12 protein-coding genes and 2 rRNA genes are annotated in these 13,348 nt (G+C 44.0%); 4 read left to right on the forward strand and 10 right to left on the reverse strand.

The window, feature by feature from the left end; all coding sequences use genetic code 11:
• Position 1 precedes the first annotated feature (1 nt).
• On the reverse strand, positions 2-2,344 hold the full coding sequence (locus NBH06_RS06270; protein ID WP_250793356.1) for a polysaccharide biosynthesis tyrosine autokinase: 2,343 nt from the start codon (positions 2,342-2,344) through the stop codon (positions 2-4).
• A 16-nt stretch (positions 2,345-2,360) separates the two neighbouring features.
• The gene (locus tag NBH06_RS06275; protein WP_155012758.1) at positions 2,361-3,158 is read right to left on the reverse strand and encodes a polysaccharide biosynthesis/export family protein; all 798 of its coding nucleotides are present in this window, start codon (positions 3,156-3,158) and stop codon (positions 2,361-2,363) included.
• A gap of 269 nt (positions 3,159-3,427) precedes the next feature.
• On the opposite strand from NBH06_RS06275, the gene NBH06_RS06280 reads away from it, so the two are divergent.
• On the forward strand, positions 3,428-4,609 hold the full coding sequence (locus tag NBH06_RS06280; protein WP_155012759.1) for a glycosyltransferase: 1,182 nt from the start codon (positions 3,428-3,430) through the stop codon (positions 4,607-4,609).
• A gap of 66 nt (positions 4,610-4,675) precedes the next feature.
• On the opposite strand, the gene NBH06_RS06285 is transcribed toward NBH06_RS06280, so the two are convergent.
• From NBH06_RS06285 to NBH06_RS06300, 4 genes are all read right to left on the reverse strand, one after another.
• Positions 4,676-5,101 (reverse strand): Hsp20/alpha crystallin family protein, encoded by a 426-nt coding sequence (locus tag NBH06_RS06285; protein ID WP_046412439.1) that lies wholly within the window; start codon positions 5,099-5,101, stop codon positions 4,676-4,678.
• 131 nt (positions 5,102-5,232) lie between these two features.
• Positions 5,233-5,763 (reverse strand): hypothetical protein, encoded by a 531-nt coding sequence (locus NBH06_RS06290; protein ID WP_046412441.1) that lies wholly within the window; start codon positions 5,761-5,763, stop codon positions 5,233-5,235.
• Positions 5,760-6,644 carry a 1,4-dihydroxy-2-naphthoate polyprenyltransferase gene (locus NBH06_RS06295; RefSeq protein WP_250793357.1) on the reverse strand — a complete coding sequence of 295 codons (885 nt, stop codon included), beginning with the start codon at positions 6,642-6,644 and terminating at the stop codon, positions 5,760-5,762. Before NBH06_RS06295 ends, NBH06_RS06290 begins: the two co-directional genes overlap by 4 nt.
• On the reverse strand, positions 6,637-8,211 hold the full coding sequence (locus NBH06_RS06300) for a DUF4435 domain-containing protein (protein WP_250793358.1): 1,575 nt from the start codon (positions 8,209-8,211) through the stop codon (positions 6,637-6,639). The genes NBH06_RS06295 and NBH06_RS06300 overlap by 8 nt, the downstream gene beginning before the upstream one ends.
• Positions 8,212-8,341: 130 nt before the next feature.
• Here NBH06_RS06300 and NBH06_RS06305 point away from each other — a divergent pair, with 130 nt between their 5' ends.
• Entirely contained in the window at positions 8,342-8,950 is a 609-nt protein-coding gene (locus NBH06_RS06305; RefSeq protein WP_250793359.1) for a riboflavin synthase, read from the forward strand.
• Positions 8,951-8,956: 6 nt separating this feature from the next.
• On the forward strand, positions 8,957-9,499 hold the full coding sequence (locus NBH06_RS06310) for a nitroreductase family protein (protein ID WP_250793360.1): 543 nt from the start codon (positions 8,957-8,959) through the stop codon (positions 9,497-9,499).
• A 164-nt stretch (positions 9,500-9,663) separates the two neighbouring features.
• Here NBH06_RS06310 and NBH06_RS13535 read toward each other — a convergent pair whose 3' ends face one another.
• Together NBH06_RS13535 and NBH06_RS06330 are read right to left on the reverse strand one after the other, a co-directional pair.
• A complete protein-coding gene (locus NBH06_RS13535; RefSeq protein ID WP_284703177.1) occupies positions 9,664-10,014 on the reverse strand; it encodes a tetratricopeptide repeat protein in 351 nt (116 codons plus the stop codon).
• A 1,267-nt stretch (positions 10,015-11,281) separates the two neighbouring features.
• Positions 11,282-11,647, reverse strand: coding sequence for a DUF6565 domain-containing protein (locus NBH06_RS06330; protein WP_250793362.1), 366 nt, complete (start codon positions 11,645-11,647; stop codon positions 11,282-11,284).
• Between the two features lie 116 nt (positions 11,648-11,763).
• On the opposite strand from NBH06_RS06330, the gene NBH06_RS06335 reads away from it, so the two are divergent.
• Positions 11,764-12,027 (forward strand): glutaredoxin family protein, encoded by a 264-nt coding sequence (locus NBH06_RS06335; protein ID WP_046412455.1) that lies wholly within the window; start codon positions 11,764-11,766, stop codon positions 12,025-12,027.
• Between the two features lie 302 nt (positions 12,028-12,329).
• Here NBH06_RS06335 and rrf read toward each other — a convergent pair.
• Positions 12,330-12,438 (reverse strand): 5S ribosomal RNA (gene rrf, locus NBH06_RS06340).
• A gap of 73 nt (positions 12,439-12,511) precedes the next feature.
• A 23S ribosomal RNA gene (locus NBH06_RS06345) occupies positions 12,512-13,348 on the reverse strand; the annotation flags it as partial.

Below are 13,348 nucleotides of genomic sequence, written 5' to 3' on the forward strand. Positions count from 1 at the left end.
CTTATCCCCTTGTATGTTTCACCGAATACCCATAAGTCTTTTTTATTTCCGTATCGTTCAAGACGAACATTACATTTTTCAAAGAACCCTCTGCTACAAAATCCTCGACGTTGAATACACTATTCTTATGCGTATAATCAGCCCTGCAAACATATAACGTGGCATCGACAAAACGAGTCAACGAGAACGTATCAGCAACTCTCTCCACAGGAGCTGTATCGACAATTACATAATCATATTTTTCTCGAAGACGAGCCATTAAACTATCCAATTTTTCGGACAATAAAAGCTCGGAAGGATTCGGTGGAACGGGGCCGGCCGTTATGACATCAAGAAAGCCTTCTTGTGCCACATGATGAATCAAATCGTTCTCTCCACCTTCTTTATTCGAAACCAAATAATTCGTCAACCCAGTAGTCACCGAAAGCCCCAAATAATCAGCAATTTTCGGATTCCGCAAATCCAAATCGATCAAAACCGTACGCTTCCTCATTAAAGCTATCGAGTAAGCCAGATTAAGACTGACGAACGATTTTCCTTCTCCCTGTTCTGACGAGGTTACCAACAGAATACCCTTTCCTCCACCCGGCAACATAAATTGTAAATTAGACCGTAATAAACGGAACATTTCAGCGGCAGGAGAAACACTGTTTTCTCTCAAAACGACATAGCCCGAAGCAGAGCTATGACAAATTTCACCAGCAATAGGCAAATCTGTCAATCTGCGCAAATCATTTTTGTTATTGAACTTAACAGAGAAAACAGTCTTTCCATACAAGTAGACAACGGGCAGTACCAATCCGATTCCACAAGCGATCAATAAAAGAGTCAAAGATTGCGGTTCAACCGGTTTATTTTTACTATAAGCCGGATTGACAATCCTACATTTAGGCGAAGTCGCCGCCAATGTCATAGCACTTTCTTCTCTTCTCTTCATCAAGAAAGTATATAGCTCATTCTTAATAAGCTGGTTCCTTTTTATATCCATATACTCTCTCTCTTGCTCAGGGAAGCCCCGCAACCTAGCCCGAAACTCTTGCTCTTGTTTTTTCAAATCGGTACGGGCTATATCCGAACTTTCTTTCGCTTTCGACACCGTATTCAATATATTCTCACGCATGACATCTATTTGAGCGGTAAGTGTACGTAAAGCCAAGTTCGAGTCCTTTGCTGTACGAAGCAAACGCATTCTCTCCAATAACAATTTATTATATTCATTAATCGCCTCGGCCGCTCCCCGATCGGGCAAACCGGTCGTAACAGGAACCAAAGAATATTTGTTTTCCGGCTTATTCAGGAAACTATCTACCATCGAAATAATCGAATATTGTGTTTCGGCTTCCAACAGTAACTTGCGATATTGACTGTTTGCTTCAAGAATGATTTTGGCTTCGGCATCTATATCGGACAAATCGTTTTCCCTCTTATACCGTTCTACAATATTCTCGGCGTCATGGAGTTCTTCTTCTACCGTTATCAAACGCTCGTCGATAAACGAAAGCATGTTTTGCGCCTTCAAGTTTTTATTCAGCACAGCATCCTCGTTATAACATTCTATCAACGTACTGAGCATATCTTTTCCTCTTTGCTTATTCGATTCCCTTATTTTTAATGAAATGCCATTGGCTTTTTTATTCGACAAATCGATATCCAGCCTTTTCTCCAATATTTCAGCTTCGCCGTCATACCCGTTGACATGAGCGACGAATTTCAACTTCTTGCCCGGCTCATAAAATTGGGTCTTATCGATAACAATCCCCTCTCCATAATCTACTTTTATCGGGAACGATGCCGCTTCCATTTCGGCCAAAGTCGTAAAGAACCCTTTCTTCAACAAGACCTTGATTTTATCATCAGAGCCGCCCGTTTGAACTTTAACGACAAATCCACTTGACAATGTATCCGCCATCGATTCGGGAATATCTACGGTAAAGGGTGAATTACGATAATACTCTTTCTTTTTGAAAAAGTTTTTTTTGCTCGTATATGATATATTCAAATCGAGTCTTTGAACCATTTCGCGAATTAAAGAATGCGACGAAATAACCAATATCTCGTCATTCACCGAGCCACCACCTATCATACCGTCTAACGAGAATCCACCACCAGAGATTCCTCCCATCAGCGAAGACAAGCCTCCACCGCCTTTTTTCTCATCTTCATTGACAAGAATATCGGCAGAAACTTCATATACAGGCTTGGCAATCTTCAAATAACAAACTACCAACGCTACACAAACGACAACCGACCCTGCGAAGAGATACCATTTTCTACATGCGGCACGCCATAAAGCGACTATATCGATATTATCATTTTTTCTTTCCGAGGTATATTTTTCTTCCATAAACAAAATCTTTTCATTACTTAATGAACAACGCTATCGCCAACGATGCCAACACCGAGATGGCACTCACAACAGTACCCACCACAGATATGCGATATTGTGCCAATTGATTGTAATTCGAATTATTTCGCTGTGCTTTATTCGGCATAACGTAAACGACATCGTTCTGTCTCAAATAAAAATAGGGCGATCCAAATAGAGATTGATCGGTCAAATCGAAACGATGGAAAATCCGTTTGCCATTTTCTTCCCGCATCAACAATACATTTTTCCGTTCGCCATAGATAGTCAAATCGCCTGCCGCACCTATGGCATCGAGTATCGACATACGTTCTGTTTGTACCGATATTTGCCCCGGGTTTTTCACTTCGCCCAGTACAACGACTTTAAAATTCATGAATTGTACCAATACGAAAGGATCTTTCAACTCAGGACGGATTTTATCCTCTATAAACTTCGACAGTTCATTGCGGGTCATTCCTTCGACACGAATACGTCCTACTATCGGGAAATAGATATAACCGTTTTTATCTACCGTATAGACTTGCAAATTAGGGACAATCGTCAGCTCTTGCTTCCCCGGCTCAGAATAGGAAACAGCCGGTAAATTATAAGGAGCGGCCGCATCGGGGACCACCGACGAAACCGTTATCGATAGCATATCGTCGGGAGCTATTCGCAATTCATAATTGCCCACCTCCATCTTTCCGCTCATCTCTTCGATATCCAAATTTTCAAAATAAGCTGTCTTACTGGTTGAGCAGGAAGAAACCACAAGCAATAAGACAATAGCTCTTAACACATTTATTTTCATCGCATTATCCTTTTCCGCCCGGATTAGCCCGGCATAATTCTATTTTATAACGTTGTATCACGCCCTTTTATTATACATATCTCAACATCTTTTTGAACCTTTATTACAATTTTTTCTTACAATTTTTCGCCATTCACGAAAAGTTCTCACATACAGCTTTTTAATGTTCTATTTTCTATCGGCCTTCAATAAAAAAGAATATTAAAATCATTTCAAACGGTCTGTTTGAAAAAGTTTATGTACGTTTGTAATTTATTTTATCACATGTTATGGATTTAAACTTTTCTTGGGATTTTTCCACCCCAGAAATATATTGCTTGGGGGCATTGATTCTGATTTGGATTATCGAAATAATCTATCAGTTTTATCTTTTCAATCGCCCCTTTCGCGTTTATCAAAAAGAGAAAAACGGGAAAATAGAATATACCCACCCATATCCTGCGGTATCGGTAATCGTTTATGCTCAAAACGATGCCGAAAACCTCGTTAAATACCTGCCGAAAATTCTTAATCAGGCATACCCCGAATTCGAAGTCATCGTAGTCAATGACGATTCGACTGACGATTCCAAAGACATACTCTCTGTTTTGGAGACACAATATAAAAATCTATACCATACCTACGTGCCGGAAGGATCGCGCAACCTAAGCCATAAAAAACTGGCCTTGACCCTCGGTATAAAAGCGGCCCGATACGATATAGTCGTATTCACGAACGCCAATTGCGATCCAAAAAGCAACGAATGGTTGGCCGCTATCGCCCGAAACTTCGTTCCCGGAATCGATATTGTTTTAGGCTATACGGCCATCGAACGAAAGGAAAAAGAAAAACTCTCTTTCTGGTATTGCTCTTATGACCAACTGTTATTCTCTATCCGATATTTATCTTTCGCCCTCATCAATCGGCCCTATATGGGAATAAGTTCCAACATGGCATACCGTAAAGAACTATTTTTCAAGAATAAAGGGTTTTCCAAATTCCTACATCTGCACTACGGAGACGACGACCTGTTTATCAACGAGATAGCTACCCGAACCAACACCCGAATAGAAGTATCCGAGGCGGGACAAATGACCGCGACTTATCAGGATAACTACGACGCATGGAAAGAGTTGAAGCTACAATACGACTTTACTTCCAAATACCTTCATACCGCAGCCAAATCGATATTCGGTATAGCCAAGTTCTTCGACTATGCCTTCGATATTCTGTTCGTTTGTCTATGGGTAGAGGGCATCATACATAATTGGGCAACCGCTGTTTTGGCCTCGATACTGGCCTTGTCTTTATTCTCGATTAAAGTCATCGTCTATCGACGGGCTGCAAAAATACTCCGCAAACCGAGACTTTTTTTCTCCTTACCGCTCTTTTCTTTCATACAGCCATGTATAAACCTTTATTTCAAGGCAATAGGCTCTGTAACGAGAAAAAAGAATTTCACGTGGCGATAATACATAAAAGAGAGGGCCGCAAATTGCAGCCCTCTCTTTTATGTATGCTATCCATGCAGAAAAAGTTTATTTTACCATAATTTTCTTTTTTTCTGCCATCATAGGAGTTTGCTTTTTCGGAATCATCACTGTCAATACGCCGTTGTTCTGATGTGCTTCAATGGCATCCGTATTGACATTATCCGGTAAAATCAAAGTCTGTTGAAATTGCGAATACGAAAATTCTCGGCGCAAATAACGTCCTTTTTTATCCTTTTCGCCTTCCTCTTGTTTGTGCTCTACCGTAACGACCAAATGATTTTCTTTGTCGACCGTTATATCGAAGTCGTCTTTGGTAATACCCGGCGCTGCAATTTGAACCTCATATTCCTTTTCCGTTTCTACAATATTAATGGCCGGAGCCGCACTGCTAGTTTTAGCGATCCACTCATTTCCGAAGAAATCGTTAAAAATTCCGGGGAGCCAGTTTTGTTGATGCTTTGCAGGTGTCATAATTATACCTCCTAAATAAGTTTATAAATTAACGTCGCCGGGTTATTCCGACAATCACTCTTAAAACAAGGAGATACCCCTTTTGGGTCAACCGCAAGTCGTTAAAGTTGACGAGAAGTTATAAAAAAGAGTTACGGCTCTATCACAATATCATATCTCAATAGCTGGAAACTCACTTTGAACGGACGTCCAGATACACGAGACGGGGGAGAATCGACATGATAATAATTTTTCGAACGGTCGAAACTCTCGATTTCACACTTGCGAGTCGAACGAGGCAAAAGATCACAATCCACCATGCGAGTACGATAATCGATCATTTGGCCGTCCGGGGTACGATAAATCATTTTCAAGACTACCCGCGACAACCGATAAGGAGTATTGTTTCGCAAAAGGAAACTCTCTTTCGTATCGCTCATACGTTTATCGAACCCTAACATATCGACAGCTACCGGAGAAAACAGCAACGCCCGAGATGTCGTATCGGATAATGTCGATACCGGTTCCCGACTTACCAACTCGGGGTCGGCTTCGGTTATTTTCTCCATTGTTTCCTGACTCGGAATTTTTATAGAAGAACTTCGGCGCGGCATGATACCCGACTGTCCCCACAATGGCACAGCCAACCAAAATGCGGCAATGAATAAAATAGTCCTGCTCATAATCCTAATCCTTTACATATCCACACCACAGAAACCAAAATCGTAAAAACGAGTAGGTTCCTAGCCGTCGCTCCCAGCAGGGGATTCAATGCCTCACCCACCCGCTGCTTAATCGCCAACCCTGTCTTTATATGAAGAAACAGATATACAATGGCTGGTAAAAATATATACGCGATTCCGAAATCTGCCAAACAAGGAAAAAGCAACAAAACGGCTACCACCCCGTTCACAAAATACCACCACAAAGCAAAACGCCGCCCGAACAAAACTACCGTCGTTCGTTTATTCGCCGCAGCGTCTTCTTCCATGTCCCGATAATTATTCACCAACAGAATATTTATAGACAACAATCCCATAGCAATCGACAGCAGAAACACATCTGCATCGAACTGTAAAGCCTGTACATAATAGGTCATGTTTACTGCGACCAGACCGAAAAACAAAAACACGGTTACATCGCCCAATCCGTGATAGGCCAACGGATAAGGGCCTGCCGTATAGGCCAATGCAAACAACGCTATAATCACGCCTATCGGTATCAACTGCCAACCGGCAAAAAAAACAAGTCCCAATCCTACCGCACAAGCCACCCCTAAAACACAGAATGTACCCATAAGCATGGCTCGCGGAGTTATATCGCCCGAAGCGACGGCTCGACGAGGTCCTACCCTACCGGCTTTATCGCTCCCCTTCACATAATCGAAGTAGTCATTCGCCATATTAGAGGCGACTTGTGCCAATAAAGCGAACAACAAACACAACACGGCGGGAACCCAACGAAACGTACCGGCATAAAAGGCATAAGCCGAAGCGGCGATCACCGGGCTGGCCGATGCCGGCAGCGTGCGCGGACGAGCCGCCGAAATCCAATCCTTAACCATGAGACTCTTCTTTATCCAATCCGAAACAGGCCCGTATCGTAGTGCGTATGCCCTCGGCTTCCGGTCTATCTTCCCGCAATATGGAAAGTATCACCCTCAAATATTTATCTTTATTCGCCAATCCGCACAGGTTACAGACATTACTGTTCGTCAACATCGACTTCTGATTGTAAACCTTCAATATCGACCGGTAATCTCTGTTCTTGACAAATGTACGGAATTGACTGCAAATCGTATTATAAAGTCCGCGTACATCGGTATCGTCCGTCAAATGGTCGATATGGTCTTCGAACGAACCGATATCGTTGAACCTCCGGTCGATTTTATATTCCAAATCACGCCGTATGCGGTGACGGGTATGTAACAATGCCTGCGACTCTATCTCTTGCGCGAACAACTGAATGACATTGTTTTTTACTATTTCGAAGACTTTGTTCTCGTTTCGTTTCATACGTCGGGCAACCGAGCGAATCACCCCTTCGAGCATTAACAGATTCTCCACTTCCGCTACTTCGGGCACATACACATGACGACTGCGCAAATACTCGACTTCTCGCTCCGTCCGCCGATCCCTGTCGACAATTCCCCGAGATTCGAGATGGTGTATCTCCTTCAAATCGGCAAAAGCCCTTGTCGCTTCTATTACCTTATTACAACCACCCAACGGCTTCACGGTGTATTCAGGGAAAATATAGGGATAGAGTTTCACATCGATACTTCCGGTAGCTGCTCCCTCGATAAATAATACCGGTTTGCGGCTGCCCAATATATCCAAATACATGCCTTCGGGAAAAGAGTCGTCGTTACGGATAAACTCATAGTCCCAACTCACGTGATCGGCATCGAACGAACGGACCCAAATACAAGTACTCTCGACACGCGAAGCCGCGAAATCCAAATCGTGCGTCAGATAAACAAAAGTACAATCCTTGCGCAAGTTCTCAATCGAATCCCACAGCGATTTCATAATGGAATGGTGCAGATAGAATTCAGGATCTTCCACCAAAATCACAGCATTGGGCATAGCAAACAGCACACCTGCTATATAATAGAGCACCGCCTTCTCCCCCGAACTCAGTCGCAAAGGATTGAAAGGCTCCGAATTCTCGCTTTGAATCAACAAACGCCCCTCGGCCCGCAACATTTTATTTCTCGGGAAAACCCGTTCCCACAACTTTTGGACCCGATCGAAACGAGTTTCCGGGAAATTGACCCGTTCCCCCCTCGGGGTTTTGAATTTATACTCGAACAGATTGCGACACTCTTCGCTCAACAGCAAGAAAAGCAACTGGTCGAACTCGGTGGGAATCTCTCTCGAAACATAGTGCGAATGTTCCATAGCATCCCGGTACATCGCCTCGATAGACCCCGGCCAAACTTCGTGAGGCGGCATAATGCACAATGCCTTTTGAGCCGAAAGCCAAAAAGCATGGTCTTGTATCCGTCGGGCTATTTCCACTCCGAACCGGCTTTTTCCGGCTCCATTCGCACCAACGACCGTTACCGTCCGCGACGACAGTTTTTCGGTTTGTGCGCTATCGTTTCTTTTCGGGAGCAATATTTCCATAGTAGCACTTTTTAACATGAAAGGAAATCCTTTCTCAAAAATAACTATTTTCGGGAATAAACGGCATAACAATCCGAACAATTTTCGTATTTTTGACTTTGTCTATTTATAACCCCTAATTCATTAAATTATGTTTTCAGGAATTGTCGAAGAAGCCGCTCCCATTGTTGCCTTGAAACGGGATAACGGGAATTTGCACCTTACGCTCAAAAGTTCGTTCACTCACGAATTGAAAATCGACCAAAGCGTCGCTCACAACGGCGTGTGCCTCACAGTCGTAAACATCGAAGGAGATCACTATACGGTCACTGCCATACAAGAAACTCTCGAACGCAGCAACTTAGGGACTCTCTCTGTCGGAGACAAAGTGAACCTCGAACGTAGTATGCTCATGAACGGCCGCCTCGACGGACACATCGTGCAAGGCCATGTGGACCAAACAGCCCGCTGTACAAAAATCGATCTTGTCGACGGAAGCCGATACTATACCTTCACCTACGACCTCAATCCCGAAATGGCTGCCAAAGGCTATATGACCGTAGAGAAAGGATCGGTTACCGTGAACGGGGTAAGCCTCACCGTATGCAACTCGCAGGACAACAGTTTCCAAGTGGCGATCATTCCCTACACCTACGAGCATACCAATTTCCACCAAATCAAGGAGGGTAGTATAGTGAACCTCGAATTCGACATTATCGGCAAATACATCAGCCGTATCATGCACTTCGAAAAAGATTAGAACAAAATGAATATCTACGAAATTATCAACCACCGGCAAAGCGACCGCCAGTACGATCCCGAACGTCCGGTCGAACCCGAAAAAATACGGCGCATCCTCGAAGCCGCCCGCATAGCACCCTCGGCCTGCAATGCGCAACCTTGGCACTTCATCGTAGTGGACGAACCCGAGTTGCGAAACCAAGTGGCCGATGCCGTGGCCAGCCGCATATTGGGCATGAACCACTTCACCAAACAGGCTCCCGTGCATATCCTCGTCGTGGAGGAGCGACCCAATTTCACATCGGGCATAGGCGGGCTCATCAAGGACAAACAATTTCCGCTGCTCGACATCGGTATCGCTGCCGCACACATCACCCTCGCCGCCACCGCCGAAGGATTGGGCAGTTGCATACTCGGTTGGTTCGACGAGAAAGCCGTGCGTAAACTACTCCATGTTCCCGATAAGAAACGAGTCATTCTCGACATCGTATTGGGATACTCCACCCAACCGCTTCGGGAGAAAAAACGAAAATCTGCCGACGAGGTGATTTCGTATAATAAGTATTGAAACTATTGCATTCTACTCAATAAAACAGTTGCGAGCCAATGCCGAAATTCGGCATTGGCTCGCAAAGTTGTATCAAAATGCTCTTATGATAGTTTCTTCTTTCTAAGGGACAAAATTATAAGCAGCAAAACACTCATGAAAGAACTATTAAAAACAACAGATCTTTATTCGTAATATACCTTTAACAATTCTATGGCATCAGCATTCCCCTGTTCGGCAGCTTTACTCCACCAATAGACGGCCTGGGTATAATCCTGTGATACACCTTCACCATTATAATAGCAACGTCCTAAATTGTATTGTGCCTCGGTATACCCTTGTTCGGCAGATCGACGAATCAAGGCTATTCCCTTTTCTTTGTTCATGTAAATACCTAATGAATCATTCCCCTTCAAATAGTTTAATCCTAATTCAAATAAAGATTCGGGAGACTCTTCCTTAGTGACCTTTCCGCTACAAGCCAATAACGGGATAAACAATGCAATACACATAAATGGTTTCAAACCCATTCTCATTTTTCCTTTTCTTTACACAAAGAAAGTGAAAAACGGTATCGGTTCCCATCAATTCATATATCCCATTAGTTTCCAATATAATCGACAAAAAGTTGACACTACTGTCGCAAATAGGTAGAAAAATCCGTGGGAATAGACCTGAATTTTAGCGAATGAGATAGATTGCATTTCTCCTTCTCCCCTGCCGTGTCCCGTAGCCTCACGGGGAGTCGCGTTAGCTATATAGGAAAGAGACTGACGAAACAAGCATTTCTTAGGAGAGGGGTTAGAAAGATTTCATAAGATTTTTGACAGTAAGAATAACCCCTCCGTCCGGCGGACACCTCCCCTATCTTCCTTCGAAAACAACCCGTAAGGCTACGGGACACGGCAGGGAAGAAGGGCCAAAATGTCTCTGCGAATATTCTTTTTCCTCCCTACTGCGAATACAAGAGTTAAAAGGCAATCCACTGAGCCAGAAATTGGACACCGATTGGAAACCCCTTCACAGCCCTCTACATGAAACATTTATCCCGTCAAAAAGTCGAACAGCCGGCTTACTTCTCTTTCAAATGTTCAGAGAAATATTGAAAAAAATCGTAGTTCAAGATTCGAGAAATACGGGTGAGCAACTCGGTATCGATATACTCTTTGCAGAATATCTTGTACACATTGGCCCGGCTACAAGAGAGTTTGCGGGCAAACCAAACGACAGCGCTCCTCGGCTTTCAATCGCTCTTTAATGAGTTCCCCTATCGGTTTCATAGCGAAAAGATTCTTCTTACCGTCCCCATAAGAAGGTTTAATATAACAACGAAGCGTGGAACTGAACACTCACACCGCAGTTTGAAGGTCGTAGGAAACCCGAGATACAGATATGAGATAGCAGCCCACGCCCGTGATGCGCAAGAATCACCATGCCTAACCTTGTATCTCGTTTCGAAAATTTCCTACGTTTTCAAACTACAAGACAAGCATAACGCTTCTTTTTAATTTAATATGTATTGGAAAGGACTACCCTTCTCCCCTGCAAAAATAACGAAAGACAGACACAGAATTTTATTCTGCCAAGTCACACTTCATTTTCACATACTTTACAAAAGTAGTGAAAGGTAAGTGCAGAAAAAAGAGTTTTGCTTATTTTTTCTGTTGAACCGCACCTTATATCCAAACATAAGGAAACACCACAAGGGAACAAAGTCTATCTCCGTAATTTTTTATTCGAACCGGCTTTTAATAAAAAAGCCCCGAAGAATCGCTCCGGGGCTAAAAAACAAGACGTTAAAATTTATTCTTCGTCTTCATTCTCTTCGAATAAACCATCGAGTAATCCGGATGCCTGTTTCATGGCATCATTGAATTTTTTTTCGATAAATTTAGCACCTCTTGTCATCGATGCTTTCATAAAACGTCCCCGCAAACGTCCAATCTCCACTAAATCTTCTTCGGTCAGTTTATCTTCATACTCTTCATAATACGTTGTGGTAAACCGCTCGTATTCTTTCAATGCCTCGTTCCACTCCGCCTCGGTGTCGAAATCGGTATTCTCCACTTTATCCACAAATGACTCGAACTCTTTCAAATACGAATTTTTACTGTGCACGCCGCACGATACGAGCGATAATACCGAAATCACCGCAACAATTAAACCCATTTAATAAAAACGTTTCATATATCTTCATACTTTGCATTTCATGCAAAAATAATACAAGTAAAAATACTACACTCCAAAATAGAAAGTATATTTGTATAAAAAAACAATCTACGAAAATGAAGCCCATCAAATTATTCTATCAAGCTCGTTGCCCATTTTGTAAACGGGCATTCAATTACATCGACGAATTGAAAAAACGTCCCGAATATAAAGACATTGTCATCGAAACCATTGAAGAAACCGAACACCCCGATATCGCAGACCAATATGATTACTATTACGTTCCAACGTTTTACATCGCAGACGAAAAGGTGCACGAGGGCGGTATCTATCCGAACGAAGTCGAAGCTATCTTCAAAAAGGCTTTGGTACAAGAATAATGAAAAATTTCTACTCTCGTTACCGAGGGTATCAACAACACTTCTTCGGGATAGAGGTGAAAAGATAGGAAGGGATTCTTGTTTGTATATTTAACCCCTCCGTCCTTTGGACACCTCCCTATATTTTGCTGCGGGACACGGCTGGGGGGAGAGGGGTAAAAGTGTCGCTTTGAACAGCTTTTTACCTTTTCGGAACTTTAGGGGCGTTCATGTGTCTCTCCTGCCTTGCCTCGTTGTGAGTCCTATATACAAAAAGAGAGAAAGCCGAAAGGGGTTCTCCCTCTCCAGCTCTCTCTCCTATAAGTTGGCGGCTACCTACTCTCCCACTTGCGCAGTACCATCGGCGTGGCGGGGCTTAACTTCTCTGTTCGGAATGGGTAGAGGTGGATCCCCCGCGCTGTAACCGCCTGAATGTCTCGATCCTTGACGAAAAAAAAGAGTCTCTCGCAATCTCTGCCTCCCTTATCCACCCTCGACGCCTCGCGCTTCCGAAAGTTTCGGGCTATTAGTACCGCTCGGCTATGACATTGCTGCCTGTACACCTGCGGCCTATCCACGTCATCGTCTTTGACGTCCCTATATGGAAATCTTATCTTGGAGTGGGCTTCGCACTTAGATGCTTTCAGCGCTTATCCCTTCCAGACTTAGCTACTCGGCTGTGCTCCTGGCGGAACAACCGATGCACCAGGGGTCTGTCCAACACGGTCCTCTCGTACTAGTGTCGGATCTCCGCAAATTTCCTGCGCCCACAACAGATAGAGACCGAACTGTCTCACGACGTTCTGAACCCAGCTCGCGTGCCACTTTAATGGGCGAACAGCCCAACCCTTGGGACCTTCTCCAGCCCCAGGATGTGACGAGCCGACATCGAGGTGCCAAACCACTCCGTCGATATGAGCTCTTGGGAGGGATCAGCCTGTTATCCCCGGAGTACCTTTTATCCTTTGAGCGATGGCCCTTCCATGCGGAACCACCGGATCACTATGCTCTAGTTTCCTACCTGATCGACTTGTGGGTCTCTCAGTCAAGCACCCTTGTGCCATTACACTCTCCGACCGGTTACCAATCGGTCTGAGGGTACCTTTAGAAGCCTCCGTTACGCTTTTGGAGGCGACCACCCCAGTCAAACTACCCACCAAACAGTGTCCTCGCTCCTGCGAGTTAGCGCTCAAACATTCGAAGGTCCGTATTTCAACAGCGGCTCCCCGACGACTGGCGTCGCCGGCTCGTAGCCTCCGGACTATCCTACACATCAAATGCCCAAACGCAATGCTAAGTTGCAGTAAAGGTTCACGGGGTCTTTTCGTCCCGTTGCGGGTAA

Origin of the sequence: Barnesiella sp. B2-R-119 (assembly GCF_023656675.1) — a bacterium.
GTDB lineage: Bacteria > Bacteroidota > Bacteroidia > Bacteroidales > Barnesiellaceae > Barnesiella > Barnesiella intestinihominis.

What these genes read in the sequence shown, in the direction of transcription:
- NBH06_RS06270 (WP_250793356.1), bottom strand. Translation starts at nt 2,344, where the DNA reads ATGGAAGAAAAATATACCTCGGAAAGAAAAAATGATAATATCGATATA.
- NBH06_RS06275 (WP_155012758.1), bottom strand. Translation starts at nt 3,158, where the DNA reads ATGAAAATAAATGTGTTAAGAGCTATTGTCTTATTGCTTGTGGTTTCT.
- NBH06_RS06280 (WP_155012759.1), top strand. Translation starts at nt 3,428, where the DNA reads ATGGATTTAAACTTTTCTTGGGATTTTTCCACCCCAGAAATATATTGC.
- NBH06_RS06285 (WP_046412439.1), bottom strand. Translation starts at nt 5,101, where the DNA reads ATGACACCTGCAAAGCATCAACAAAACTGGCTCCCCGGAATTTTTAAC.
- NBH06_RS06290 (WP_046412441.1), bottom strand. Translation starts at nt 5,763, where the DNA reads ATGAGCAGGACTATTTTATTCATTGCCGCATTTTGGTTGGCTGTGCCA.
- NBH06_RS06295 (WP_250793357.1), bottom strand. Translation starts at nt 6,644, where the DNA reads ATGGTTAAGGATTGGATTTCGGCGGCTCGTCCGCGCACGCTGCCGGCA.
- NBH06_RS06300 (WP_250793358.1), bottom strand. Translation starts at nt 8,211, where the DNA reads ATGGAAATATTGCTCCCGAAAAGAAACGATAGCGCACAAACCGAAAAA.
- NBH06_RS06305 (WP_250793359.1), top strand. Translation starts at nt 8,342, where the DNA reads ATGTTTTCAGGAATTGTCGAAGAAGCCGCTCCCATTGTTGCCTTGAAA.
- NBH06_RS06310 (WP_250793360.1), top strand. Translation starts at nt 8,957, where the DNA reads ATGAATATCTACGAAATTATCAACCACCGGCAAAGCGACCGCCAGTAC.
- NBH06_RS13535 (WP_284703177.1), bottom strand. Translation starts at nt 10,014, where the DNA reads ATGAGAATGGGTTTGAAACCATTTATGTGTATTGCATTGTTTATCCCG.
- NBH06_RS06330 (WP_250793362.1), bottom strand. Translation starts at nt 11,647, where the DNA reads ATGGGTTTAATTGTTGCGGTGATTTCGGTATTATCGCTCGTATCGTGC.
- NBH06_RS06335 (WP_046412455.1), top strand. Translation starts at nt 11,764, where the DNA reads ATGAAGCCCATCAAATTATTCTATCAAGCTCGTTGCCCATTTTGTAAA.